This is a genomic window from Sphingomonas floccifaciens (assembly GCF_042681125.1).
In the GTDB taxonomy this organism is placed as follows: domain Bacteria; phylum Pseudomonadota; class Alphaproteobacteria; order Sphingomonadales; family Sphingomonadaceae; genus Sphingomonas; species Sphingomonas floccifaciens.
Genome location: NZ_JBHUFC010000003.1, coordinates 979,945 through 1,006,086 on the forward strand (window position 1 = coordinate 979,945; position 26,142 = coordinate 1,006,086).

A 26,142-nucleotide genomic window follows, 5' to 3' on the forward strand; every position below is an offset into this window, starting at 1 on the left:
TTCTCAGTCGTACCAGGTGGGCTGGGGAGAATTAGGTTTGAATCACGCGAAGACACGAAGGTACGAAGAGAAACGAAAGGGGGCGGCGGCAATACGTCTGCCGCGAAGCGGCTTTCAAGTGCCTCGCTGGCGCGAGACGGCCGAACATATTCTCCGTCAGCGTGAAATCCTGAAAATCTTCGTGTCTTTGTGCCTTCGTGTGAGTCAAATCTTCCTCACGTCCTACCCCGAGGCCGCGGCGGGGGCTTGGATCTGTCCGGAGCCGGCTTGCCCCGTGCCGGAGCGGGTTTGCCCTTGACCGGCGCCCGTCGTCCTTTGGGTGCGTCCTTCGCAGTTTCGGCGCGCGTGTCGCCACGCCCGCGGCGTTCGCCCTTGCGATCCTTGCGGATGGTCTTGGCGTGCGCCTTGGCCTTCTGCTTTTCCTCGGCGCGGGTCGGGGCGGGGCCTTCGTCCTCCAGCGGGCGATCGCCGAGCGTCAGGTCGAAGCCAAGCAGCTTCATGCTATCGGCGAAATGCTCGGGCAATTCCGCCGTCACGTCGACCCGCCCGCCATCGGGATGGTCGATGCGGATGCGCCGTGCGTGGAGGTGCATCTTGCGGCTGACCCCGCCGGTCAGGAAGGCGTCGGCCCCGCCATATTTGCCGTCGCCGACGATCGGATGACCGATCGCCGCCATATGGACGCGCAACTGGTGCGTGCGCCCGGTCAGCGGTTGCAGCTCGACCCACGCAGCGCGATTGCCGGCGCGTTCGATGACGCGGTAGCGGCTGCGCGAGGGCTGGCCCTCATGCTCGCTGACATGCATCTTCTCGCCGCCGGTGCCGGGCTGCTTGGCGATCGGCAGGTCGATCAGGCCGTCGGCGATGTCCGGCACACCGGTGACCAGCGCCCAATAGATCTTGCGCGCGGTACGGCCCGAGAAGCTCTTCGAGAAATAGGCCGCCGCGCGCGCGGTGCGGGCGACGAGCAGCGCGCCCGACGTATCCTTGTCGAGCCGGTGGACCAGCTTCGGCCGGCCTTCGAGGTCATATTGCAGCGCGTCGAGCAGTCCGTCGACATGCTCGTCGGTCTTGGTCCCGCCCTGCGTCGCCAGGCCCGGCGGCTTGTTGAGCACGAACGCCTGTGCGTCGCGGTGAATGACCATGTTCTGCGCGAAATCGATCTGGTCGTCGCTCAGCGGCGGGCGCTCGCGCTTCGGTCGGCCGGGCTTGGCCGGCGTCGGTGCCTCGGCGGGGGGCACGCGCAGGATCTGGCCCGCCGCCAACCGGTCGCCCGGCTGCACGCGCGCACCGTCGACGCGCAACTGCCCGGTGCGCGCCCAGCGCGAGACGGTGTTGAAGCTGACGTCGGCCATGTGCCGCTTGAACCAGCGGTCGAGCCGGATGCCGTCGTCGTCGGCCCCGACCTTAAATTCCCGAACCTCGCTCATGCGATGCTCCGTGCGATGGCCAGCCCGCCGAACAGCGCGGCGAGTGCGCCGATGACCGAGGCAAGGACATATCCCGCCGCCATCACCAGCGCGCCACGCTCGATCATCAGGGCGGTGTCGAGGCTGAAGGCGGAGAAGGTGGTGAAACCGCCGAGCACGCCGACGCCAAGCAGCAGACGTGCCGGCTCGCTGCCCCCGGCACGCGCGAGGCTGCCGACCAGCAGGCCCATCAGCAGCCCGCCGATCAGGTTCACGCCCAGCGTGCCCCAGGGATAATCCGGCCCGAAGGTCGCGAGCGTCCACCGCCCGAACAGATGCCGCGCACCGGACCCGACCGCCCCGCCGGCCATCACAATAAAGAGGTTGCCCATGCTCCCGCGGTAGCGCGGACGCGCGTTGGCGTCACCTTTTGATTGTCGGGGATACCCGACGGTCCGGCTTCGACAAGTGCGGAAGGGGCGGGGACACGGAAGTGTATTATCTTGCAAACACACCCGTTCGCCCCCATATTGCCGGCATGCTCAATATCCTTTCGATCCTCACCGGCCTGGTCGCGTTGATCTTCGTGATCCCGGGCGTCGTTCCGCTGCTCGGCTGGCTGAACTGGCTTGCGCTGCCGATCGCCATCGTCGGCCTGATCATCGGCATGCTGTCCAGCAAGAACACCGGCCGCAACATCAATCTGGTGCTGATCGTCATCGCGATCGTGCGCGGGTCGATCCTGGGCGGCGTCCTCTGATAGAAAAAGGCCCGGCGATCGCTCGCCGGGCCTCCTGCGTTTCCACTTAGTCGCTTAGCGGCAGCGCACGTTGCCGCGGTCGACCTCGCGACCCAGCAGCGCCCCGCCGCCGGCGCCGAGCAGCGTGCCGAGCAGGCCCGAACCGCCCCGATCCAGCGCGTTGCCGAGGAACCCGCCGGCGACACCGCCGACGATCAGACCGGTCGTGCCGTCGCCGCGACGGCAGTAATAGCGGTTGTCATAGCCGCGATAGATGCGGTCGTTCCGGCCCAGGCGGCGGACCTGATAATATTGCCCGTCACGGTAATAGCGGTCGGCATAATAGCGGTTCTGGCCACGCTCGTACCGATTATAGTCGTAGTTGCGATACTGGCGCCAGTTGCGCGTATCGCGGCGATAGTCCTGGCGGGCGTCGCGCACATCGCGGTTATAGTCGCGTCGCGCGTCACGGACATCACGGCGCGAATCGGCGTTGCGCAGGTCGCGCTCATAGTCGCGCTGGGCATCGCGGACGTCGCGGTTATAGTCGCGCGCAGCCTCGCGCGGGGTCTGCTGCGCGGCGGCCGGAAGGGCGGTCAGTCCGGTCGCAGCGGCAGCCAGTGCCAGAATGGCGGTACGCATAACATGCTCCTGTGAGATGGAATGCGGGAAGAACGCCGTGCAAATGTCTGGAGTTGCGTGAACCGTAAACTACGTCGCGTTCACCTAATCGACAGGTCGATCCGCTGCGTGAGGGGGTAGGCAAACAGCAGGTCGGCGTCGTCATCACTGGCGATCGTCGCGGTGCCGGTGACCGTCACGCACTCGCCGGCCGTGAACGCCACGTCGTCGGCCGTGCCCGACCCGGTGATCGGCACCAGCCAGCCGCTGACGCCATCGGGCAACGTCACGTCGCGCGTGCCCGCCGACCAGCGCTCCAGCACGAACTTCGGCCCCTCGACCAGGATCTCACGATCCTCCGACACGCGACCCGGCGCCGGCTGCGGCACGAACGGCTCGGCGTCGGTCACGGCGATACCGTCGTCCAGATGCAGCTCGCGCGGACGGCCATAGTCGTAGAGCCGGTACGTCGTTTCCGAATTCTGCTGGATTTCGATCACCGTCAGCCCGGCGCCGATCGCATGGATGGTGCCGGAGGGCGAATAGAAGAAGTCGCCCGCCTTGACCGGCTTCCAGTCGACCAGCTGCTCGATCGACCCGTCGAGCGCGGCGGCGCGCAGCGTTTCGGCATCCACGGGTTCGTGCGTGCCGATCGCGATCGTCGAATCCGGTTCGGCCGCCAGGATCAGCCAGCATTCGTCCTTGCCACGCGGCAGGCCGCGGGCATGGGCCTGTTCGTCGTCGGGGTGGACCTGGATCGACAGCTTCTCGGAGGTGAAGAGATATTTCACCAGCAGGTCGGGTTCGCTGTCGCCCGGCGTCTGAAACCAGACCTCGCCGATGGGCGCGCCGTCCTTCGCCGGATCGGCAAAGCCCGGCCACAGGTCGTGGCGGCCCCAGGGCTTTTCGACTCGGTGGGTGGCGAGCTTCGTGGCGGTCATGCGGTGGTCCCCAGGCAAATTGTGCGGTCGCACAACGACAGCTGCGCCTAGCCGGTTTCGGCCACACGTAAAATCATTTTGAGCCCGCGCTCCGCTCCGCTAAACGCGGCTCCAGCATGCGTATGTCCGTATCCCGCGCCGCCGCGCTCTCCACCCTGGTCCTCACCGCGCTCGTCACCTCTGCCTGCGCAGGGCGGGGCGGCAACAGGGCCGACACGCCCTATGTCGCGCGCGACGTGGGCACGCTCTATTCCGCGGCGAAGGACCGGCTCGACCGCGGCCTCTACAAGGAAGCCGCCGCGCTGTTCGACGAGGTCGAACGCCAGCATCCCTATTCGATCTGGGCACGCCGCGCGCAGGTCATGGGCGCCTTCTCCTATTACCTCGCGCAGGATTACACCCAGGCGATCCAGTCGTCGCAGCGTTTCCTGTCGGTCCACCCCGGCAACCGCGACGCTCCCTATGCCTATTATCTGATCGCGCTCAGCTATTACGAGCAGATCAGCGACGTGACCCGCGACCAGAAGATCACGCAGCAGGCGATGGACGCGCTGGGCGAACTCAGCCGCCGCTATCCGAACACCCGCTATGCCGCCGATGCGCGGCTGAAGATGGACCTGGTCCGCGACCACTTGGCGGGCAAGGAAATGGAGATCGGCCGCTTCTACGAACGCCGCGGCCAGTGGCTCGCCGCCTCGATGCGCTTCCGCAGCGTCGTCGAGCAGTATCAGACGACCAGCCACACGCCGGAGGCGTTGATGCGCCTGGTCGAGACCTATCTCGCCCTTGGCGTGCGCGAAGAGGCGAAGAAGTCGGCTGCCGTGCTCGGCGCCAACTATCCGGGCACCGACTGGTACGAGCGGGCGTACAAGCTGATGAACGAAAATCCGGTCCTGCCGCCGCAGCCGGCCAAGGACCCGGTGGGTGCGCTCAAGCCGGTGAAGAGCTGAGGGGCGACGATCATCCTACCCCGTCGTTCCCGCGCAGGCGGGAACCCATCTCCCGGACCGACGTCCGGGCGAGCGGGGGAGATGGATCCCCGCCTTCGCGGGGATGACAGGTCAGAGGGCGTGATATGACCAAATCCCGCGCCGACCAACTGATCGTCGATCGCGGCCTGGCCGAAAGCCGCACGCGCGCGCAGGCGCTGATCATGGCCGGCCTTGCCTTCGTCGGTGACCGCAAGATCGACAAGCCCGGCCAGATGCTCTCTGCCGATGCCGCGATCGAGGTGAAGGGCCGCGACCATCCCTGGGTGTCGCGCGGCGGGATCAAGCTGGCGCATGCCCTTGAGCATTTCGCCATCGACGTGACCGGCATGGTCGCGATCGACGTCGGGTCGTCGACCGGCGGCTTCACCGACGTGCTGCTGACCAAGGGTGCGGCGCGCGTCTACGCGGTCGATTCGGGAACCAACCAGCTCGCGTGGAAGCTGCGGCAGGACGACCGCGTCCTCGTCCACGAACAGACCAGCGCCCGCATCCTGACGCCCGCGCATATCCCCGAGCCGGTCGACCTGATCGTGTGCGATGCGAGCTTCATCGGTCTGGCCAAGGTGCTGGCCGTGCCGCTTGGGTTCGCGACGCCCGGCGCGCGGCTGGTCGCGCTCATCAAGCCGCAGTTCGAGGCAGGGCGCGACGAGGTAGGGAAGGGCGGCGTCGTCCGCGATGCCGCGATCCATGACCGCGTTTGTCGCGAGGTCGCCGACTGGCTGGAGACGATCGGCTGGGTCGTGGACGGACTGACGACCAGTCCGATCACCGGACCGGAAGGCAACATAGAATTTCTCATTTTGGCACACAAATCTGCCGAAGGCGTTGTCGGAGATATTGCGGTCGATTAAGGCCACGTACGAAACGAACAAGGGGCTGTCGGTGAGCGAGATCGCGTCGAAGGGTCAGTTGCGTATGTCGTACTTGCGGTGGGCGATCGTCACCGTTCCTTTGATCCTCCTGCTCGGTTTCGCGTCCGGCCGGCTGGTCCCGTCGGGCAGCGAGAATGTCTGGTACACCGCGCTCGCCAAGCCGGCGCTGACGCCGCCGGGCTGGGTGTTCCCGGTCGCCTGGACGACGCTCTACATCCTGCTTGGCCTGGCCGTCGCCATGATAGCGGATGCGCGCGGCGCGCGGGGGCGGGGGACGGCGCTGGGACTGTTCGCGCTCCAGTTCATCGGCAACCTCGCCTGGACGCCGCTGTTCTTCGGCGCGCACAAGGTGGTCGCCGCGCTTGTCCTGATCGTGCTGATCCTGCTGGTCACGATCGCGACGACTTTCGCCTTTGCCCGCATCCGCAAGGCGGCGGCCTGGCTGCTGGTCCCCTATATGGTCTGGCTCAGCTTCGCCGGCATGCTGACGCTCGGCATCCACCAGCTGAACCCCGATGCCGAAGCCCTTGTGCCGGGGTCTGCGACCACCCAAATTCCGCTCTGAGGAGATTTTTCAGACATGCAGAGCGACAACCGCATCTTCGACGATTTCGTGAAGGTCCTGAACGGCGCTGCCGGCACGATGGCCGGTATGGGCCGCGAGGCTGGCGAAAGCGCGCGCGAGCATCTGAAGTCGTGGGTCGGCGGCATGGACTTCGTCTCCCGCGAGGAATTCGACGCGGTCAAGGCGATGGCCGCCACCGCGCGTGACGAGAACGACGCGCTGAAGGCACGGCTGGAGGCGCTGGAAGCGAAGCTGGCCACGTCGACCCCGGCCTCTCCTGCGCCGACGGTCTGAAGCCTATACTGCCCGTCACGTCGCCACGACCGGACGACGTGACGGGGGCGGACCGGATCGGCCGGTCGCTCACTTCTCCACAGCATTCCACCCCCGCGGCGCTTGTGCGCTGCGGTGAAGATTGGCATTTTCGCCCGCGATGACGATCGAAGACCTGGAACACGACCGCGACGACGCTGCGCCGATCGACATGCTGGAACGCTATTTCGCGGCGCATGGCTGGTCATGCGAGCGCGACGACGACGAGATCGTCGCCAAGGTCAAGGGCAGCTGGACCGAATATGAGCTGCGCGCGATCTGGCGCGAGGACGATTCGGTGCTCCAGTTCCTGGCCTTCCCCGACGTGCGCGTCGCCGACCATGCACGCGCGGCGATGTACGAGGCGATCGGGCTGGTCAACGAACAGCTGTGGATCGGCCATTTCGAGCTTTGGTCGTCGAGCGGCATCCTGCTCTACCGCCACGCCGCGGTGATCGCCGGCGATGATGCGCCCGCGCTCAGCCTGGATGGGGCGGAACTGATCGTCGAAAGCGCGATCGACGAGTGCGAGCGCTTCTATCCCGTCTTCCAGTTCGTGTTGTGGGGCGGCAAGACGCCGAAGGAAGCGCTGGCCGCGGCGCTGATCGAGACGCAGGGCGAGGCGTGAGCGCGTCCCTTCCCGGCCGGCTGTGGCTGGTCGGCGCCGGCAACATGGGCGGTGCGATGCTGGAGCGGTGGTTGGCAGGCGGCGTGTTCCGTCCCGACCAGTTGCTGGTGATCGATCCGGGCGCGAAGACGCTTCCTGCCGGCGTCGCCCGCGTTGATGCCGCGCCGGAGGGCGAAAGCCCTGACATTCTGCTGCTCGCGATCAAGCCGCAATTGCTCGATGCCGTCGCGCCTACGCTGGCGACGTGCCGTCCGGGGCTGCTGGTTTCCATCCTCGCCGGGGTCGAGGCTGCCACGATCGCCGCGCGAATCCCCGCCGCCACGATCGTGCGCGCTATGCCCAATCTGCCGGTGTCGCTGGGGCAGGGCGTGGTCGCGCTCCATTCCGACGCTGCGGATACGCCCGCACGCGACACGGCGGAGGCGCTGATGGCGCCGCTCGGCCTCGTCGAATGGCTGGATGACGAAACCCTGTTCCATGCCGTCACCGCGCTGTCGGGATCGGGTCCCGGTTTCGTCTATCGCTTCATCGCCGCGCTGGCGGAGGGCGGGGCCACCCTCGGCCTCCCCGCGGACCAGGCGCAACGGTTCGCAGTCACGACGGTGGAAGGGGCGGCGGCCCTTGCAAGTGCCTCCGGCGCCACGCCCGATGCGCTCGCCGACCGCGTCGCCAGTCCCGGCGGCACGACGCGAGCCGGGTTGGACGTACTCGACGACGGGGACGCGATTCGGCGCCTGGTCGCCGCCACGCTGACCGCGGCGGCGCGGCGCAGCGAGGAACTGGCCGACGCGGCGAAGGGCGCGGCCTAAACACGCTCTAAACCCTTATCAAGACGATTCCCACGGAACGCCCGGCCGCCGCCACCGGTTTTTGCTTGCGATAACCGATACATGGAGGACGGCATGGCGACGACGGAAGCCAATCGCGACAAGACCTCGGACACCAATCCTACGCTGGGCAAGCTGGCCGGCGCGGGCGTCGCCGGCGTGGCGCTGGGCGTGCTGGCGATGATCGCACGCAAGGCGGCGGTACAGGCGCCGACCTATCTGGCGGGCGAGTGGGACGAGGCGCTGGCCGCCGAGCACAAGGCGGTGCTGAAGCTGTTCGATGCGCTGGAGGCGACCGGCCCCGAGGCGACGACCAAGCGCACGATCCTGCTCACGCAGATGAAGCACGCGCTGGCCAAACATGCGCTTGAGGAGGAGAATACCGTGTACCCCGCGCTGCGCGAGGCAGGTGAAGTCGCGGGCGCCGATGAGCTCAACGCCGAACACGGCTATGTGAAGCAATATCTCTACGAGCTGGAGAATATGCCGAATGACGGCGCCGCGTTCCTGGAAAAGGTCCGCAAGTTCCGCACCGACATCGAGGACCATATGCGCGAGGAGGAACAGGAGCTGTTCCCCAAGCTGAAGGCCAAGCTGTCGCCCGAGCGCAACAAGCAGTTGACGATGGCGATGAACAAGGAAGGCTTCAAGCTGGCCTGAAGCTGCAGTGACGCGCCCTGACAGGCCTGATTATTGTTCGTCATCCTGGGCTCGACCCGGGATCCAGAGCCAAGAGCCGTGTCTCTTCTGACTCTGGATTCCGGATCAAGTCCGGAATGACGGCGATTCTCTGCCGACGATGCTAGAGTGGTCGGAAACCGCTTTAAGACGAACGCCCTAGACCCGCCACCCGCGGCCGTTCCGACGCGGGGATCAACCCTTCCAGCACGGCCCAGAAACCACCGACCGCGGCTTGGCCTGCACTCGAATAGGCCGACGCCAGCCGCGCGCTCAGTGCGCTGTACAACTGCCGTTCCAGCGCCGCGCCCGCGTCCGTCAGCTTCAGCAGTCGTTGGCGACGATCGCGGTCGCCGGTCCGCGTCTCGACCAGCCCCCGTGCGGTCAATTCGGTCAGCACGCGGTTCAGCGCCTGCTTGGTGATCGCCAGCAGCTGTAGCAACTCGCCCACCGCCAGGTTCGGCTTGCGCGCGATGAAGTACAGCGCGCGGTGATGCGCGCGGCCCAGCCCCTGTTCGGCCAGCCCCGCGTCGATTGCGCGCGTCAAATGGCTGTAGCCGAAATAGAGCAGCTCGATCCCGCGCCGGATCTCGGGCTCGGTCAGGAACAGCGGCGAAGCGCGCGATGCGTCGGGAAGTGGGCCAGCCATGTTGACCTGTTCTGCCACCGCCGATACGCCGCGGGCAAGCGCCGATACGGGCGCGATTTGTTACGGAGCTGTGCGCGACATGACCGGTTTTGCGTTCGAACCCAATCCGACGCCGATGAGCGTCAACGAACGCAGTGGCCTGCTCGCCGACCCCGGCTTTGGGCGCATCTTCACCGATCACATGGCGACTATCCGCTATTCCGCCGACAAGGGCTGGCACGACGCGAAGATCACCGCGCGCGGTCCCCTGACGGTCGATCCGGCGACCGCGGTGCTCCACTATGCGCAGGAGATTTTCGAGGGGCTGAAGGCCTATGCCCTCGACGACGGCGGCATCGCAATGTTCCGCGCCGACGCCAATGCCGCGCGTTTCCGCAAGTCGGCCCAACGGATGGCGATGGCAGAACTGCCGGACGAATTGTTCGTTGAATCTTGCAAGCAGCTAGTGCTGACCGACCGCGACTGGATTCCGAACGTCGACGGCGGCGCGCTCTACCTGCGCCCGTTCATGATCGCGTCCGAAGTGTTCCTGGGCGTGAAGCCGGCGGCCGAATATCTCTACTGCGTCCTGGCTTCCTCGGTCGGCGCCTATTGGAAGGGCGGGGCGCGTGCCGTGTCGCTGTGGGTCAGCCACGACTATACCCGCGCGGCCCCCGGCGGCACCGGCGAGGCGAAGTGCGGCGGCAACTATGCGACCAGCCTCGTCGCGCAGCAGGACGCGATCGCGCGCGGTCATGACCAGGTCGTCTTCCTCGACGCGGTCGAGCGCCGCTGGATCGAGGAACTGGGCGGCATGAACATCTTCTTCGTAATGGCCGACGGTAGCCTCGTCACGCCCCCGCTTGGCGGCACCATCCTCCCCGGCATCACCCGCGCCTCGCTGATCCAGCTCGCCCGCGACGAAGGCCTGACCGTGCGCGAGGAACGCTACGCGATCGAGCAATGGCGCGCGGACGCGGAGAGCGGTGCGCTGGTCGAAAGCTTCGCCTGCGGCACGGCGGCGGTCGTCACTCCGATCGGCCGCGTCGCCGGTCCCGGCTACGACTTCACCATCGGCAGCGGCGGCACCGGGCAGACGACGGCACGCCTGCTCGCCCGCCTCAGCGACCTCCAACGCGGCCGCGCGCCCGACCCGCACGGCTGGCTCCAGCGCATCGCCTGAGAAGCGGGCTTCCCAACCGCCACGGGCACGCTATAAGCCCGCCACTCTGCTGGGGCGTCGCCAAGCGGTAAGGCACCGGTTTTTGGTACCGGCATTCGTAGGTTCGAATCCTGCCGCCCCAGCCATATTGCCATCTAAGTTATTGTTTTAACGGCAGAACATCAATCGCAGCCACTGGATTGGGCCGGTGGGTGTGACGGCTCCATGTGGAGATGCCGTGCCTGCGATCCAGAACGTCGAGCGCCGAGGCGCCGTCTATTACTGGCGCCGTACCGTCCGTTTTCAGGATGGTAAGCCTTTTACCCTACGCCTCAGCCTCCGAACGACCGCCCAGGCGGTGGCGCGCAGCATGGGGTGCGCGATGACGGCGAAGAGCGAGACGCTGAAGATGACCTTGGGCCAGAACGGCCGAGCCGCAAGTCTGACGACCGTCCAGAAGGCCGGAATTTTCCGCGAGGCGATGAAGGGGATGCGGGATCATCTCGAGCGGGTCCACGTCGGCTACCAGCGCATCGATCCCGACGCGACCTTTATGATCGAGGGCCTCGTCGGCATCTACGAGGTTATGCTGAGGGATTTCGTCGTGAACGGCGTCCCGGAGAACGTGGGCAGCCGCGAGCACGTCGAGGCACGCTTTTCCGGGCTGACGGACGAGCAGAAGGAGACGCTGATCGACTTCTTCGCAGACCGGCCGGACTGGCGCGAACGGTCGCATGACAAGGCGGCTCAGGATCTTCGAACGGTGGGCGTCGCCGAGACCGAGGATAATCTCGACATCGCCCGGAAGGTCAATCTCGAAGGGCGGCTGGCGGCAGCGCTGGAATATCGGCGTCGCCTCTTCGATCCGGCGACGATGTGGGCGGCCATGACCGACGATCGTGTCTCTGCCGCGCCGATGCCTATCGCCGTTGTCGCCGCCGCGCCGGCGGCTGCTCCGGTTCCGGTTCCGCCGCGCGAGCCGGAGGTGGCCGAGCCTTGGGCGTCGATGACGCCGACCCAGGCAGCGGAGCGGTTCATCGCCGACAATCCCAAGATCGTCGGCGACGCGAGACGTAAGGCCCGCTGGACGGAGAAGACGCGGACGCAATTCTTGTCGGCGGCGCGCCTGCTTGAGAAAAGTTACGGTGCCCGCCCGATACGCCTCGTCGTGCGCGAGGACGTGGTCCGGCTTAACGAGCATTTCTCCCGTCTGCCCGTCAGCCACCACAAGTCGCGGCGCCACGACGCGATGTCGCTCGAGGAAATCTGTCGCGAAGCGGAGGAGGAGATCAAGGCCGGCACGCGCGACGCGAAGACGATCGGACTCCAGTCGACCAGCACGAACCGCCACTTCCTCTTCCTGAAGGAATTGATGGCTTGGGTCGGCAAGCAGGTCGACGGCGTCGGCACCATCGACTGGTCGGACTTCCTGTATGAGGATGATCGTGACGCGCGCGATCAGCGCGACGCGTACACCGAGGAGGAGGGGCGGCAACTGTTTCGCCTGCCGATCTGGACCGGGTCGCGATCGCTCGGGCGCCGGCTCGAGCAGGGGACCGAAATTTGGCACGACGGGGGCTTTTGGGTGCTGCCCATTGCCTGGTACACCGGCTGCCGGCGCGAGGAAATCTGCCAGCTGACGCTCGACGACATCGGTGAGGAGAACGGAATCTGGTTCTTCACGATCACCGACGAGAACGGCGGGCGCGTCAAGAACAGGGCGGCAGTTCGACTGGTGCCATTCGCCGATGAACTGATCCGGCTTGGGCTGCCGGGCTATGTCAAGGCGCTGCACGCGGCTGGCGAGACGATGCTGTTTCCCGAACTTCGGACCGCGTCCGGCAAGCGGAGCTATGGGGACGTCTATTACAAAAACTGGTGGATGAAGATCGCCCGGAAGCTGGACTTCATCGAGCCGGGTCAGGCCATTCATTCGTTCCGGCACACCGTCACGACGGAGCTGAAGCACCGTGAGGTATTCCTCGAAACCCGTGCGGATCTCGTCGGCCATACCATGAGTGGGGAAACTGCCGGGCGTTACTCGAAGGCGGCACGGTTGATCCGGCTAAAGGAGGCCGTGGACCAGATTCCCAAGGTTACCGACCGCCTCCCGTCGCTGCCGACAAGGCTTCTCCCCTCGGTTAACCGTCAGCCTCGTCCTGCGCGATTAAAGGTACGCGGGTGACTTCGTACCGACGATGTTCGGTGTGAAGAATATGGGAGAAATCACCATGGCATCAGAACCAAAAAAATTCAGATGCTTAGATCGGGTGCCCCCAAAGCCTTTATACCAGTGGGCTCGACTTATCCTTATACCTGCTCATCGTCCGCACCCCGACCTTGCCAGGGTATCTTTCGTCATAGGCCTTCGTCGCCGGTCAGTCATTCAGTATTGCAGTTTACCACCAAACGACCTGGAAATTTCGGGGTTTGGGGTGGAAAGCGGCCTGTCCGCGTTTAGGCGCGCAGGTCGGCTAAGCAGCCATCCGTTCAGGTATCGCGGATGGGCAGCTTCGCGCCCCAGTTCCGGTCATTCGCTAGACGATCATCAGTCCTGAAAGCAGACGTTTGTTGAGGCCTGGTCATTGGCACGATTTGGGTGGAAAGCGGAATGGCCGCTCTACGGCGATGGACCGCGTAGGCTGACGCTCATTCATCGATAGCGAGACGGCACATTCGCGGCACATAATTGAGCGTTTAGCCCAGCTTCCCGAATCCCACACCTGCCGTTTACCAATCGAAGTTGAGCAACGATCAGGATTGACCGGGATTTGGGACATGACGCTCAGTCGCTATGTGCCGCCCGCGGCCAGTTTCGTTGAGAGCGTCGACAAGATCGGTTGCACGAAACGGTTTTCGCAGCATGTCCAGGTCAGGCGTGATGCTGTCGACATCGGCAAAGCCCGAGACGATCAGCACTTTCAATTCCGGTCTGCGCCGACGCAATTTGCGAGCGAGGTCGGCTCCATTCATACCGGGCATGAGGTGATCGGTCACGACCAGATCGGGGTCCAGCCCCTCATCGACGAGCCTCAGCGCGTCTTCCGCGGACTGCGCCTCGCGAACCGAATACCCAAGGTCTGCCAGCATCGCCGCAGTTGTGGTACGGACGAGGTGTTCGTCATCGACGACCAGCGCCACACCGGCCCCGACCTTCGCGCCGATCTTGGCGTCCGCCGCGCTTTTTGCCGGCTGACCCTGGGCGATGGGAAGCCACATCTCGACCGTCGTGCCAAGTCCCACCTTGCTGCGAATGGCCAGGGCACCACCGAGTTGCGCGGCCAGGCCATGCGCCATCGACAGCCCCAGACCGGTGCCGTGCCCCACCCCCTTGGTCGAGAAGAACGGCTCCACGGCCCGTTTCATCGTCGCCGTGTCCATTCCGGTGCCGGTATCGGAAACCGAAATCCGGACATAGCGGCCGCCGGGCAATCCCGAGCGATGGCGTGGTCCGATCTGTTCCAGACCAACAGCGAGCGTCAGGCGACCGCCGTCCGGCATCGCATCGCGGGCGTTCACGCTGAGATTGAGGACCGCCATTTCCAGCTGGTTGGCGTCGGCCTGCACCGCGGGCAAATCCGACGCCAGGGCAACGTTCAATGTGATGCGCGGTCCGGACGTGCTCCTGATCAGATCCGCCATACCCAGGATAAGGTCGCGCACATCGATGGCGACGGGTTGCAGCGGCTGGCGCCGCGCGAAGCCGAGCAGCCGCTGCACCAAAATGCGAGCCCGTTCGGCTGACTGCATGGCGCCGTCGACCAGCCTTTGCATGCGATCGTCACCGACGCCGCGCCGCTGCAGCAGGTCCAGGCCACCGACGATCGGGCTCAGGAGGTTGTTGATGTCGTGCGCTACGCCGCCGACCAGCGTGCCGATGGCTTCGAGCTTCTGCGACTGCCGAAGCTGCTCCTCCGCGGCCAGTTGCGTGGTGAGATCGCGGCTGGCGCCGATCAGTCGGACGATCCGCCCGTCAGCATCCCGGACCGGCACCAGCACCGTATCCCAATAGGTCTCCCGGCCGTGAAGCTCGAACTGCTCGCGATACTGATAGACGCCATCGGCTTCGATCGCGCGGCGATAGTGCAGCAGCACCGCATCGGCGAGGTCCGGCGACAGCACATCGTCGATACGCTTGCCGGCCACGTCGGCCAGCGGCAGGCCGATCGTCGCCTGATGCGCCGGATTAAGGTCTTCGATGACGAAACCGCCATCGCGCCGCACGCCGATGACGAACAGCGCCTCGGCGGTGTTCTCGAAATAGGCGCGATAGAGTGCGTCCGCCTCGCGCCGGGCGGCTTCCGCCGCAGCCAGCCGCGCCTGTTCCAGCAGGTGATCGGTAATGTCGCGGCCGAAGAGATGCGCTCCAACCACCTCTCCGGCATCGTCGAGCAAGGGCTGGAACCGCATCTCGAACGCACGGCGTTCGTGCGTCGACGCGCCCCACCAGGCGACGTCCTGATAGGTTTCGCCTTCCAGCGCCCGGCGCCACGCGCGGTGGGCGGCGTCGCGTTCCGACGGCAGATGCGCGAGCGTGTCCGTCAACGACTGGCCGACGACAGGGCTCACGCCGAAGAGATCTTCGTAATCCTGTCGTGCCGGTTCGTTGATGGCGATGAAACGGAAGTCCCGGTCAATCGCCTGGACCGATGCGTCGGTCGATTCGACGATGTCGGCCAACACCTTGTGTTCGGCGACAGCCTGAGCGACGCGATGTTCTAGTGTCTCGTTCAGTTCGCGCAGCGCAATATCGGCGCGCGCGCGTGCGGTCACGTCCATCACGACGCCGGCCATTCCGATTGGCCGCCCATCTTCGTCGCGGCGCATGGACCCGCGCGACGCGATCCACCGAACCTCTCCGTCCGGGCGCAGCACGCGATATTCGGAATTCAGGTCGTCGCCGGCCTGCATCACGTCACTCAATTCCCGCCACACCCGCCCGCGGTCGTCGGGATGAATGGACTGGCTGCGACGCTCCACGGTGACGTCTTCGCCGTCGCTTACGCCCAGAATTTCGACGGTCCGCGGCGACCAGGTGCCACGCATTGTCCGCAAGTCCCAGTCCCAGGTGCCGAGTTTGGCGCCGTCCAACGCGAGCCTGAGGCGTGACTCGCTGTCCTGCAACGCGTCTTCGATGTCCTTGCGATCGTCGATGTCGATCACCGAACCGACATATCCCAGGAATCGGCCGTCCGTATTGAAGCGCGCGGCAGCGGCATCGATGACCCAGCGATAGCTGCCGTCGTGTCGGCGCAGGCGGAAATCGACGCGGTAATCCGCCTGCTCGGCATACGCCCGGGCAAGCGCCTGCCGAGCCGCGGCCCGGTCGTCCGGGTGCACGGCATCGAGCCACCCATCACCTTCGCCGGCGCTGGCCGCCTGTCCGGTAAATTCGTACCAGCGCCGGTTGAGATAGGTGCACACGCCACCGGCATCGGTGACCCACATCATCACCGGCGCGTGGTCCGCCATGTTCCTGAAGCGCGCCTGGCTTTCGCGCACGGCCCGCTCCGCGACGACCGCCGACGTGGTTTCGGCAACGGCGCAGAACAGCCCGGCGACGTGCCCGGCTTCGTCGCGGACCGGGGAGTAGGAGAATGTGAAATGGGCCTGCTCGTCGAAGCCACGGCGATTCAGGACGAGCGGCAGATTCTCCCTGTACACCGCCTCCCCGGCCATCGCCGCGTCGACCAGCGGCGAAATGTCGGGCCAGATCTCGGCCCAGATGCCGTGGAACGGGGCGCCCAGCGCGGTCGGGTGCTTGCTACCCAGAATCTCGGCATAGGCATCGTTGTAGAGGAACCCAAGACGTTCGCCCCAAGCCACGAACATCGGGAACTTGGAGCTGAGCAGCAGCCCCACGACAGATTTCAATGACTGCGGCCAATCGTTCGGATGGCCGAGTGGCGACGCGGACCAATCGTGCGCCCTCATCAGCGCGCCGGTCTCGCCGCCGGCGATCGGGAAATTCGACGTCGAGCTCATCACAGCGTCATCGAACGACATTCGATCGCACCAATCCCCTATGCCACAGCTCTGATCGTCTGCGCGACCCTGTCACGAATTAGGATTAGGTCATTGATGTCCGAAGGAAAAGACGGTTTCAATCTCAAACCAGCCTCTGCGGTGCGGGGTGTCGCCGAAGCGCGGTATGCACAGCCGCGCGGCTGGCCGAGATCGTCGGTCAGGAAGCGCCCGAATCCGGCCGATCACAGCGGTCTCTCGGGTCGATCCGACCCCGTCTCGACGATTGCGGAATGCGCTTCGCGCAGATCCTTCAGCCACGACGGGTGGACGTTGCAGCGCCGGGCGATTTCCTCGGCCGCCGAGAGCGGCAGAAGCTTGTGGATCATCACGCCGCACCGGCCCGCCTCGCTCCAGCGCACGTAACCGCCGATCGGCATAAGGCCGTCGATATCGATCATCACCCCGGTGCCGACCGGCAGCGTCAAGCCCGTCACGAGTTCCATGCCGCCGGACCCGACATTCTCGATCGTCACCTTGCGATCCAGACCGGGACCCCGAACCGTCGCCCGCAGGTGAACCCTCGCGCGACCGGGACGGACCCGTTTGCCGGGATCGAACAGCGCCGACGCGTCCTGCAGGACTTCGTCCGCCAACGCGCGGTTGAAGACCATGCCGCATTCCCTTTCCCTGACCCAGCGAACCGAGCCGGTGAAGGGCGCATGCGCGCCGGTCCGCACGAGAAGATGAGCCCCCGTGAACAGCGGCACCGGCATCTTAAAAACGAGCGTCAGTCCCGTCGTGGAGATATTGGCAATGCGGGCAGGATAGGACTGCCCCCCAGCCAACACCTCAGCGCTCAGCGCGGCCTGGACGCGGGGTTCGACGCGTTGTTCTGAAGCGGGGGAACGCTCGGCCTGTGGCGCTGATCCGGCGGACTGCCGTCGCAGCGCGAAGGAAGAACGGCATCGATAAACGACTGTGTCAGCTTCAGGGTAGTCATCATGCGATTGTCCTTTCTCGTCTATGCCGCCTGGCAGGTTGGAACCGATCGACCGGCGATCGGGCCGCCGCGAAGGCGACGGTGGGCTTGTGGTGTGCGGGTCAATGCGGCGGCGACCGCGTTCGCCGGCAGCGCCTTGCTGTAGAGGAAGCCCTGGCCGACCGAGCACCCCAGCGCGCGAAGCTGCGTCGCCTGCTGCTTGGTTTCGACCCCTTCGGCGATGGCTTCGAGGCCGAGTTCCCCGGCGAGGGAGAGGAGGGCGCGAACGATCGCCTGATTCGTCCGATCCTCGAGCTGGCGTACGAACATCTGGTCGATCTTGATCGTATCGACAGGAAAGCTGGGCAGATGCGCGAGCGCCGCATAGCCGGTGCCGAAGTCGTCGAACGCGATGCGGACCCCGGCCTCGGACAAGGCGCGCACGCTGGCCAGCACCGCGCTCGAGCGTTGGTCGAGCAGCACCGTCTCGAGGATCTCGAGTTCGATTGTCTCGGGTGCGATGCCGTATCGATGGAGCGCGAGCATCAGACGATCGGCATAGGTCGGATCGCCGATCTCGGTCGCGGACACGTTGATCGCGACCCGGCCGAACTGCAGCCCGACATCGAGCCAATGCCGCATGTCGCGCAGGATCTGCTCCAGCATGCTCCGGCCGATCGCCTGGGCGATCTCGACCTCGTCGAACGCGGCGGCGATGGTGTGCGGCATGACCGGGGCCCGCCCTGGCTCGACGATGCGGAGCAGCGCCTCGAGCCCCAGGATCGTGCCGCGTTCCAGATCGACTTTCGGCTGATAGAAGGGGATGAAATGTCCGGCCGACAGGGCTGAGCGGGCGCGGGCAATTTCGGCGCGACGCTGCGATTGCCGGACGAGGAGACCCTTTTCGAACGACACGAAGACGCCGCGTCCACGCGACTTCGCCTCGTACAGAGCGGCGTCGGCGTAGCGCACGACGTCGCCGACCTGGGAAGAATGCCGGGGCCAGAGTGCGCCGCCGATCGTGATACGGCATTCCAGGGCCTGCCCGTCGTGCAGGAAGGGCGGGCGCATGGCATCCAGCAGACGTCCCGCAAGCTCGGCCATTCGCCTACCGTCCACCAGCTGGTCCGATACGATCGCGAACTCGTCGCCACCGAGGCGAATGACGATATCGTCCGGCCGCAGCGACGCTTGCAGGCGCCGCGCGATTTCCTTCAGCAGTTCGTCGCCGACCTGATGGCCGAACGAATCGTTGATCCGCTTGAAATGATCGACGTCGATGGCGAGCAATCCGAAGGGAGGGCCGTTTTCCCGGACGCGGTCGCTGAGGCGCTGGCGGAGCAGGGCGCGATTCCCCACACCCGTCAGATGATCGTGCGTCGCTGCCCAGCTCAACTGGCCGACAACGGCGTTTAACTCGCTAAGCGCATCGTCGCGTTCCACCACCGTCCGGCGCAGCTGCAATTGCAGGCTTGCCTGTGCGGCGAGCATTTCGAGCGCCTGACGCTGCTGCGAATCCAGACCCTGCTCGCGGGGCCGGGTGTCGATGACGCAAAGGGCACCTACCGGCGTGCCCCCGATCGAAAGCGGGACACCGGCGTAGAACCGGATACTCTCCGGTCCGGTCACCAGCGGATGGGCGCGGAATCGTTCGTCGATCCACGTATCGCCGATCGACAGGAAGTGGCCGGCGCGCACCGTATGGATACAGAACGAGCAATCCGCGGGCATCTCTTCGCGGCCGATCCCAATCGCGCCCTTGATCCATTGCATGTCGCGCGCGATCAGCGTCACGGCTGCCGCGGGCGTTCCGCAAATGGTTGCCGCCAGGCTCGCGAAATGATCGAACTCGGGGTCGGCGCCGAGACATTCATCGAACGCCGATTTCAGCCGTTCCCTGCTCGGACCGATCTGCCGTTCTGCGGTTTCTGCATGCGTCATCTGCCCCTCCGTCAACCCCGGGCCAATGTGCCGGGGCGGGGCGTGCGCGGACATATCGGGATATTACGGACGACTCGTCCGGCTATTCTTAACCTTTCGAGCGATACGATAATGAATCGTTCGTCATTCGTGGTCCTGCCTGTGGCGCGTCTGCGATACGTCCGCCGTATCGACGACGCGGTCGCGTGCGCGGTCAGTCGGCGATATGATCGATGACGAGCGGATCAGCGACGACCTGGCAGAGAAAACTCCCGGAACAATCGCAGTAACGGATCGGCCGTCTTTTCGGTACCGGTCATCGGATTTGCCTGCGCGGCGACGATCGTCTTTTCGAAATAAGTTGCCAATCCCGAATAGGACACTTGCCATCCGGCGAACCGGCGAAACTCCGGACTGTCCTCCAGGACTGTATGCAGATCGCGGTGCCGACCATCCCGCTCGATCGCCGCCCGCAGAAGGGCGATCGCGTCGGGCGGGCCCTCGATATACTGCGCAAAGTGGCGGACGGCGAAGATCAGCGCTCCGGTCACGTCCAGTTCGGGATTGCGGCGGAGAGAGACGATCTCGATCGGCTCGATGTAGGTTCGCGAATCTGCGATCGGAAAGGTTGCCTGGCTGACGTACATCCAACTCGAGAGCATAGCCTTCTCTTGGTTTCGCGCGGTGGCGGGTGCCGCCGCGTCCGGCGACGATCGCAACCGCAATTCGAACACTGATCGCACCTCCTTTTTCACGAGAGGTTCGGCCTATCAAGAGGCTGCGAAGGGGTTGTAAGGGGCGCCAGGTGTCCGTGACCGAATGGTCCGCCCGGCGGTCTGTGGATCAACCCTGAAAACCGTGTTGCGTTTCGGTCGGGACACGTCGGGCGATCCAGGTCTTGATAGAGGACGCGGGCGTCGGGTGTTCCTATCTGATCAGCCCCGCCGCAAATGCCAGCCTGGTCGCCTCGGCAAGGGTCCGGACGCCCAGCCGCTCGAGCATCTGCGCACGATGCATCTCGACCGTGCGAACACTGATCGCAAGCTCATGCGCGACCACCTTGTTCATCTTGCCCGCCGACAGAAGGATCAGCACGTCGCGCTCTCGATCAGCCAGCCTGTCGATCTGTTCCGACGCTGCAGCCCGTAGCTCGATCAGAGGGAGTTGGAGATCGAGTTCGTCCCAAAGTCGCGCCACCACATCCAGCAGTTCGTGATCCTCGTACGGCTTTTCCAGAAAATCGCGAACGCCGTGCCGCATCGCCTGCACAGCCGTTGCTAGATCACCATGGCCCGTGATCATGACGATCGGGAACCGGTCGCCGAGCGGCGCCGGCAGGCTTTCGACCAAGCCGAAGCCGTCGATCTCTGGCATGCGGACATCGAGAAGCAGGACGCCTGGCGCCAGATGCGGAGCCTCATTCAGAAAGTCCGCCGAGGATGTGAACGCGCGCGGCAGGTAACCGGCGCTTCTGACTAGAAACGCGGTCGAGCGCCGGATCGACGCATCATCATCCACGACATACACCGACCGCATAGAGTTTCTCGACCCCCTGAGAAGCGGTCTACAACAGATGTCGGGGCATGCCAGAACGAATGCACGTGGCGCCGAGATTTTTTCAAGGTAGGACAGCGGATTAAACGATTTACCTACGTTTAGTTTATTAAAGGCGTTCCGTGTTTGCGCATCTCACCTGCGAGCTTCTGTCCATCGCCGAGGACCCCGCGCTGGTCATCGGGCCGGATTTGACATTCACCTACCTCAACGAGCCAGCGAAGCACGAATTCGCAAAGCTCGGACTGCTCGGCCGGGGGCTGGCGGATGCCCCGATCGGGAAAGACTGGGAGGCCATCCGTCACGTGTGCGAACAGTCGCGCGGGATCGGTCCGGGGCGACGGTTCGAAACCTGCATTCCCCTGCTCGAGAACTGGTACGAAGTTCGCGCGGTCGGCGTGCAAGGACATCATGTATTGCTGCTCAGCGACATCACCGGCCAGCGCCGTGCCAGCCGGGACGAACTCACGCCACCGGCTGCCAGTACGCTCCTCAAGACCATCATCGACAGCGCACCGGATCTGATCTTCGTCAAGGATATGGCCGGTCGCTTCATCTTGGTGAACCGCGCCTTGCGCGACGTCTCGCCCGACCTTCTCGGGCGGACGGTTCACGACATATATGATGCCGATCTGGCGGCGGTGTATGACGCTGCGGACCGATCGGTGATCGAGAGCGGCCGCCCCTGCACGGTGGAGGAGATCATTCCGGTCCACGGTGAACAACGGGTGTTCCAGACGATCAAGGTCCCCTGGATTGTCGGTAGCGACATGCGCGGCGTGATCGGCATTTCCCGCGACATGACCGAACGGCACAACGCCGAAGCGCGGGTCCGCGAGAGCGAGGAACGGTATCGGCTTGCCGCACGCGCGACCAAAGACGCGATCTGGGACTGGGATCTGATCCGCGACGAGATCACCTGGAACGAGGCGATCGAGCATCTGGCCGGGGAGCGCCCGGACCAGACGGGGGATTGGTGGAAGTCGCGCATCGCCCCTGCCGATCGAGACCGGGTGCTCGGCAGCATCGGTCGATTCATTCGGCAGGAGATCAGCACCTGGCAGTGCGAGTATGAATTCCGCCACGCCGACGGCAGCTATCACGCGGTCTTCGATCGCGGCTTCCTGGTCCGCGATGCGCACGGTGTGCCGGTCCGCATGATCGGCGCGATGTCTGACCTCAGCGAACCGATGAAGGCGCAGCGGCGTGTCATGCAATTGCAGAGCGAACTGATCCACGTGTCCCGCGTGAGCGCGATGGGCACCATCGCCTCCGCGCTGGCTCATGAGATCAACCAGCCGCTCGCCAGCGCCGGAAATTACGTCGCGGGAGCAAGGCGCCTTCTGCTAGGCGACGATCCGAACGACTTGCACGAGGCGCGTGAAGCGCTTGCGCTGGCGGCCTCAGAAGTATCGCGCAGTGGCGAGATCGTCCGTCGGATCCGACGGATGGTGGCGCATGGCGAAACACAGGTCCAGCCTGTGCCGCTCAAGGAGCTGATTGACGACGCCCTGGCACTAGCCCTGCCAAACCCTGCATTGTCGGGCGTGCGTGTTGATCTGGGTCCGCGTCACGGGGTCGCGCGCGGGGACGCGGTGCAATTGCAGCAGGTGCTCGTCAATCTCATGCGGAATGCGGTGGAGGCGATGGAAGACACCGACGATCGTGTCCTTCGCCTCGCCACCAGCGGCGACGATGCCAGCGTCCGCATCGACGTGCGCGATACGGGCTGTGGTATTCCGTCCGAACGGGTCGCAACGGTTTTCACCGCTTTCGGCAGTAGCAAGATCGGCGGTCTAGGTGTCGGTCTGACCATCTGCCGCACCATCGTCGAGGCGCACGGCGGGCAAATCTGGGTCGAACAGACCGACGACAGCGGCACCTGTGTTGCATTACGGCTGCCGTCACATCGCGGCGATGCCACACCGTAAACGACAACAGACATCAGTCATCAGCGCGCTGTCGGGATCGATTCGCAACTTTAGGGTATGGGAGATGCTGCAATTGGTGTGCAGGCATTGCCAAACCAACCTGGCGAGCTGAACAAACGTCAGCTTCCGGGAAGGGAACAGATGCGGCTGGGTGGCCGGAACTGAGTCTACCTAGACGCCGAGCGGCTGAGCGCCGCATGGTTCATCTCGGCCGTTCACGGTGACCGTTGTTTTCCCGCAACGTATCGCTTTGAGAAACTCACGGCTTTTCCAATTCTCCTTAACCGCCCAGCTGTTTCGGAGAGGCATCGGGGAACAGAATTTGGGAAAGCGGGTGCTTCAGACGCCTGTCGGTGCAATCGGCGCGATCACTTTCCCACGTGATGTTCGTTTCTAGAGAGGCGAGATGCGACGTGCCGCCTGCAGTTCTGCCGAAGCCGCGTCATGCTGAGAGTGCCGAAAATAAAGTAGCAGGTCGGTAGCTCCTGCGCCCGTCTAACGGGTTATTCCCAGCCACGGCGTTGACCCAATACGTTGGGAAGACGCTGGCTGTGGGGTTTGCGTCTTCCCGGCTGATGCCGAGGAGTGCTCATGATTGTCATTGCCACCATTCCCTTGACCTGTGCTGCTCTGTCCACGGGCGCTGCCGGATACATCACGCTGGTCGAGCATCCGGCACGGCTCCAACTGGCGGATGGCCCCCTGCTCGCGCAATGGAAGCCCAGCTATGACAGGGCGCTGCCGATCCAGTCCGGCCTAGCCGTTGCCGGAGGCCTCAGCGGAATGGGCGCATGGTATCTGTCGGGCACTGTGCTCTGGGTATTGGGGAGCCTTATCCTGCTCGCCAACTGGCCGTTCACTCTGCTTGCGATCATGCCGACCAACAAGCGGCTCAAGATGATCGGGGCCGAGGAAGCCGGGCCGGCGACCCGTGCGCTGTTGGTTTCGTGGGGGATCCGCGACAGCGGCGTGCCGAGATCATGCGCGATCGCCGCCAGCATCGCCATGCGGCTTTCGGCGTGCCGCGCGAGCCGCCCGTGCATGGCGGACAAAGCCTCGCCCAATTCGCGAACCTCACGCGGGCCGCCGCTCGGTAGGGCGATGCCGCGCCCGATGCGTCCATGCGCGGCAGCCTGTGACAGCTGTCGCAACGGGCGGGTGATCGCCCGCGCGATCAGCCATGCGACGATGCCGAGCACGACGCACGCCATCGCCATCGCCTGCAGCGTCCACCAATGCCATTTCGAGAACAACCGGGGCGGCCGGCTCGACAGGACGCGCCATCCTCCGTCGCGGCGGACGGCGGCAGAGAAGGGGCCGCGCAGGGCGAAGGGATCATGCTGGCCCTCGAAGGCCACGACACGGACCGAAGTGCGAGGCATGCGCAGCATCTGCGCCAGTATGCCCTCGGCCATCGGCACCCGTTCTGCGTGGGGCGGAAGGCCCGACCAGTTCGCTCCTGTGACCAGGGTCAACGGCTGGTCGGACAGGGGCGGGGCCACGCCGATGCGCAAGGCCGTCGCAATCGTTTCCAGCCGTACCGGTGCCGCGCGCGGCGGGGGGCCGCGAAAGGTCACCGCAAAGAGCAGGATTGCGGTCAGGATGACCGAGACAATCGTCAATGCGAAGATCGGCAGCGCAATCGACGTGCGTCTCGACCGGCGAGCGAGTGCCGCGGTCATGCGCGGGTCACCTCGGCGCTGAACAGATAGCCTTCGTTGCGGATCGTGCGGATCATTTCCTCGGCATCGGTCCGCGCCAGCTTCTTGCGCAGTCGGCTCATCTGCACGTCGATCGCGCGATCGAAATGCTCGGCGTTCACGCCGCGCGACAGGTCGAGCAACTGATCGCGGCTCAGCACGCGGCGCGGATGCTCGACCAATGCAAGCAGCAGACGGAATTCACCGTCCGACAGGTTAATGACGACGTCCTCCGGATCGAACAATTGGCGCCCGACCGCGTCGAGCCGCCAGCCGGCGAACCGGTAGAATTCTCGTGCGGGTGTGATCGCGAGGGGTGCTGTCGCCTCGCCCCCGCTCGCCCGGCGCAGGACCGATCGAATCCGCGCGAGCAGTTCGCGCGGATTGGCGGGCTTGGCGATATAATCGTCCGCGCCCATCTCCAGCCCGACGATCTTGTCGACTTCGGTCCCGATCACCGACAGCATGATGACGGCGGGGCCGCTCCGTCGGTCGAGCGTGCGCAGGATCGACAGCCCGTCCTCGCCCGGCATCATCACGTCCAGCACGATCAGGTCGTACGGCGCCTCGGCCATCGCCGCACGCATCTCGGTTGCATCGGCAGCGGTGCCGACCAGATAGCCGTGCTGCTCCAGAAATCCCGCTGTCAGCTCGCGGATTCCGGGGTCGTCGTCGACGATTAGCAGGCGGGTGGCGAGGTCCACGGGGCGGTCCAATCGGGTCATCAGCATGAGTGCCGGAGTGGTCATCCTGCGTATCCGCCACGTTGCACCGCTGCAATCTGGTGTAATCTGCCGAAGCGTTGCAAATTCGTCACAGCGGCGTTTGCCGCGACAGTCCAAGCCCCGCACGTCGATTTGTGAACATCGCAGCGGTGCAACGTTCCGCAATTCGTGGGCAAATTGCCGACCATAGCCAGGGCCGACATCAAACCTTGGAGACGATCATGCTTGCTTCGCTCTTGTCCGCGCTTCTGGCGCAGGCCCTCTATGGTCCCGCCGCGCCGCCGCCGCCACCGCCAGCCGCGTCGGCTCCCGAGCCACCCGAGCTGTCGCCGATGAGTTCGGCGGCGGTTCTTCGTGCTAATGGGATGACCGATGCCGGGTTGAATGCGCTGCGGACCATCCTCGAGCCAGGCATCGCCCGTGGCGCCACGCGCGCGGCGCAGTGCGCGGTCGAGCAGTTGAGCACGCAGACCCCGTTGCCGCTGGGCGACCTGACCGCGGCCCTGCATGAGCGCGATGCGACTGCGGCGGCGCAGGCTGCGGCGCAGACCGACTATCTGGTGGCGGCGCTCCGCGTGCTGCAGCCGGCCGACCAGCGCGTGCTGCTCAGCGTGCTGGGCACGGGCGGCATGATCCTGGGCAGCGCGCCCCCGCCGCGCCCGGAGGCGGCACGGCTAAATGGTGGCGAGGCGGCCCGCCGCGGCCCGGGTGGTACGGGCGGAGGGCTGGGTGCCGGCGGTCCTCCAGCTGGGGAGCGTCGCGGCCCACCACCGGCTGCGCGAAACGCGCCGCGCTCTGAGCAACCTTGCGACATGATGCTCGACGGCTGACGCTAAGATGAGACGATGGTTGTCGGGGTCGGTGTGAGCCGGTTGCAGACTGCATCGGCCCGCAACCGAGTTCTGCATGATCAGCGTTAAAGGTTTCTCGTGGCGGCTGTAAGCGGCGGCAGGCTGCGGTGTCGATCGTGACGGGCTTAATCCTGAACGAAA

24 protein-coding genes and 1 tRNA gene are annotated in these 26,142 nt (G+C 65.2%); 14 read left to right on the plus strand and 11 right to left on the minus strand.

Annotated elements, in window-relative coordinates; genetic code table 11:
- Positions 1-215 precede the first annotated feature (215 nt).
- Positions 216-1,430, minus strand: coding sequence for an RluA family pseudouridine synthase (locus tag ACFSC3_RS11730; RefSeq protein ID WP_380940621.1), 1,215 nt, complete (start codon positions 1,428-1,430; stop codon positions 216-218).
- Positions 1,427-1,801 (minus strand): fluoride efflux transporter CrcB, encoded by a 375-nt coding sequence (gene crcB / locus ACFSC3_RS11735; RefSeq protein ID WP_380940622.1) that lies wholly within the window; start codon positions 1,799-1,801, stop codon positions 1,427-1,429. Before crcB ends, ACFSC3_RS11730 begins: the two co-directional genes overlap by 4 nt.
- A gap of 146 nt (positions 1,802-1,947) precedes the next feature.
- Here crcB and ACFSC3_RS11740 point away from each other — a divergent pair, with 146 nt between their 5' ends.
- Complete coding sequence (locus tag ACFSC3_RS11740) at positions 1,948-2,169, plus strand: hypothetical protein (protein WP_380940623.1); 222 nt, start codon at positions 1,948-1,950, stop codon at positions 2,167-2,169.
- Between the two features lie 54 nt (positions 2,170-2,223).
- On the opposite strand, the gene ACFSC3_RS11745 is transcribed toward ACFSC3_RS11740, so the two are convergent.
- Positions 2,224-2,790 (minus strand): glycine zipper 2TM domain-containing protein, encoded by a 567-nt coding sequence (locus ACFSC3_RS11745; RefSeq protein ID WP_380940624.1) that lies wholly within the window; start codon positions 2,788-2,790, stop codon positions 2,224-2,226.
- Between the two features lie 80 nt (positions 2,791-2,870).
- Positions 2,871-3,710 (minus strand): class I mannose-6-phosphate isomerase, encoded by an 840-nt coding sequence (locus ACFSC3_RS11750; protein WP_380940625.1) that lies wholly within the window; start codon positions 3,708-3,710, stop codon positions 2,871-2,873.
- A gap of 116 nt (positions 3,711-3,826) precedes the next feature.
- Between ACFSC3_RS11750 and ACFSC3_RS11755 the strand changes: the two genes are divergently transcribed.
- The 7 genes from ACFSC3_RS11755 (at position 3,827) to ACFSC3_RS11785 (ending at position 8,566) form a co-directional block, all read left to right on the plus strand.
- Complete coding sequence (locus ACFSC3_RS11755) at positions 3,827-4,660, plus strand: outer membrane protein assembly factor BamD (RefSeq protein ID WP_380940626.1); 834 nt, start codon at positions 3,827-3,829, stop codon at positions 4,658-4,660.
- A 125-nt stretch (positions 4,661-4,785) separates the two neighbouring features.
- Positions 4,786-5,553 (plus strand): TlyA family RNA methyltransferase, encoded by a 768-nt coding sequence (locus tag ACFSC3_RS11760; RefSeq protein WP_380940627.1) that lies wholly within the window; start codon positions 4,786-4,788, stop codon positions 5,551-5,553.
- 31 nt (positions 5,554-5,584) lie between these two features.
- The gene (locus ACFSC3_RS11765; RefSeq protein WP_380940628.1) at positions 5,585-6,139 is read left to right on the plus strand and encodes a TspO/MBR family protein; all 555 of its coding nucleotides are present in this window, start codon (positions 5,585-5,587) and stop codon (positions 6,137-6,139) included.
- 15 nt (positions 6,140-6,154) lie between these two features.
- Positions 6,155-6,433 carry an accessory factor UbiK family protein gene (locus tag ACFSC3_RS11770; protein WP_380940629.1) on the plus strand — a complete coding sequence of 93 codons (279 nt, stop codon included), beginning with the start codon at positions 6,155-6,157 and terminating at the stop codon, positions 6,431-6,433.
- Between the two features lie 139 nt (positions 6,434-6,572).
- Positions 6,573-7,079 (plus strand): type III secretion system chaperone family protein, encoded by a 507-nt coding sequence (locus ACFSC3_RS11775; protein ID WP_380940630.1) that lies wholly within the window; start codon positions 6,573-6,575, stop codon positions 7,077-7,079.
- Positions 7,076-7,888, plus strand: coding sequence for a pyrroline-5-carboxylate reductase (proC, locus tag ACFSC3_RS11780; protein ID WP_380940631.1), 813 nt, complete (start codon positions 7,076-7,078; stop codon positions 7,886-7,888). Before ACFSC3_RS11775 ends, proC begins: the two co-directional genes overlap by 4 nt.
- Before the next feature lie 93 nt (positions 7,889-7,981).
- Positions 7,982-8,566 (plus strand): hemerythrin domain-containing protein, encoded by a 585-nt coding sequence (locus ACFSC3_RS11785; RefSeq protein WP_380940632.1) that lies wholly within the window; start codon positions 7,982-7,984, stop codon positions 8,564-8,566.
- A 163-nt stretch (positions 8,567-8,729) separates the two neighbouring features.
- Here ACFSC3_RS11785 and ACFSC3_RS11790 read toward each other — a convergent pair whose 3' ends face one another.
- Entirely contained in the window at positions 8,730-9,233 is a 504-nt protein-coding gene (locus tag ACFSC3_RS11790) for a MarR family winged helix-turn-helix transcriptional regulator (RefSeq protein WP_380940633.1), read from the minus strand.
- A gap of 79 nt (positions 9,234-9,312) precedes the next feature.
- Here ACFSC3_RS11790 and ACFSC3_RS11795 point away from each other — a divergent pair, with 79 nt between their 5' ends.
- From ACFSC3_RS11795 to ACFSC3_RS11805, 3 genes are all read left to right on the plus strand, one after another.
- The gene (locus tag ACFSC3_RS11795) at positions 9,313-10,395 is read left to right on the plus strand and encodes a branched-chain amino acid aminotransferase (RefSeq protein WP_380940634.1); all 1,083 of its coding nucleotides are present in this window, start codon (positions 9,313-9,315) and stop codon (positions 10,393-10,395) included.
- A gap of 50 nt (positions 10,396-10,445) precedes the next feature.
- A tRNA-Gln gene (locus ACFSC3_RS11800) sits at positions 10,446-10,520 on the plus strand.
- A gap of 92 nt (positions 10,521-10,612) precedes the next feature.
- Positions 10,613-12,559 (plus strand): site-specific integrase, encoded by a 1,947-nt coding sequence (locus ACFSC3_RS11805; protein ID WP_380940635.1) that lies wholly within the window; start codon positions 10,613-10,615, stop codon positions 12,557-12,559.
- Positions 12,560-13,128: 569 nt separating this feature from the next.
- On the opposite strand, the gene ACFSC3_RS11810 is transcribed toward ACFSC3_RS11805, so the two are convergent.
- From ACFSC3_RS11810 to ACFSC3_RS11830, 5 genes are all read right to left on the minus strand, one after another.
- Positions 13,129-16,359 (minus strand): PAS domain S-box protein, encoded by a 3,231-nt coding sequence (locus tag ACFSC3_RS11810; protein WP_380940636.1) that lies wholly within the window; start codon positions 16,357-16,359, stop codon positions 13,129-13,131.
- A gap of 224 nt (positions 16,360-16,583) precedes the next feature.
- Positions 16,584-17,447, minus strand: a complete 864-nt coding sequence (locus tag ACFSC3_RS11815) for a PilZ domain-containing protein (protein WP_380940919.1) — start codon at positions 17,445-17,447, stop codon at positions 16,584-16,586.
- Positions 17,363-19,261, minus strand: coding sequence for a sensor domain-containing phosphodiesterase (locus tag ACFSC3_RS11820; RefSeq protein ID WP_380940637.1), 1,899 nt, complete (start codon positions 19,259-19,261; stop codon positions 17,363-17,365). Before ACFSC3_RS11820 ends, ACFSC3_RS11815 begins: the two co-directional genes overlap by 85 nt.
- Positions 19,262-19,485: 224 nt before the next feature.
- On the minus strand, positions 19,486-19,902 hold the full coding sequence (locus ACFSC3_RS11825; protein WP_380940638.1) for a BLUF domain-containing protein: 417 nt from the start codon (positions 19,900-19,902) through the stop codon (positions 19,486-19,488).
- A gap of 265 nt (positions 19,903-20,167) precedes the next feature.
- On the minus strand, positions 20,168-20,776 hold the full coding sequence (locus ACFSC3_RS11830) for a response regulator transcription factor (protein WP_380940639.1): 609 nt from the start codon (positions 20,774-20,776) through the stop codon (positions 20,168-20,170).
- Between the two features lie 140 nt (positions 20,777-20,916).
- Here ACFSC3_RS11830 and ACFSC3_RS11835 point away from each other — a divergent pair, with 140 nt between their 5' ends.
- Positions 20,917-22,725 (plus strand): ATP-binding protein, encoded by a 1,809-nt coding sequence (locus ACFSC3_RS11835; protein ID WP_380940640.1) that lies wholly within the window; start codon positions 20,917-20,919, stop codon positions 22,723-22,725.
- Positions 22,726-23,316: 591 nt separating this feature from the next.
- A complete protein-coding gene (locus ACFSC3_RS11840) occupies positions 23,317-24,429 on the plus strand; it encodes an anthrone oxygenase family protein (RefSeq protein WP_380940641.1) in 1,113 nt (370 codons plus the stop codon).
- Here ACFSC3_RS11840 and ACFSC3_RS11845 read toward each other — a convergent pair.
- Positions 24,404-25,174, minus strand: coding sequence for a response regulator (locus tag ACFSC3_RS11845; protein WP_380940642.1), 771 nt, complete (start codon positions 25,172-25,174; stop codon positions 24,404-24,406). The two genes, ACFSC3_RS11840 and ACFSC3_RS11845, sit on opposite strands and share 26 nt — an antisense overlap.
- A 197-nt stretch (positions 25,175-25,371) precedes the next feature.
- Here ACFSC3_RS11845 and ACFSC3_RS11850 point away from each other — a divergent pair, with 197 nt between their 5' ends.
- Positions 25,372-25,980: a hypothetical protein gene (locus ACFSC3_RS11850; RefSeq protein WP_380940643.1), complete on the plus strand. Its 609-nt coding sequence runs from the start codon at positions 25,372-25,374 to the stop codon at positions 25,978-25,980.
- Positions 25,981-26,142: the final 162 nt, after the last annotated feature.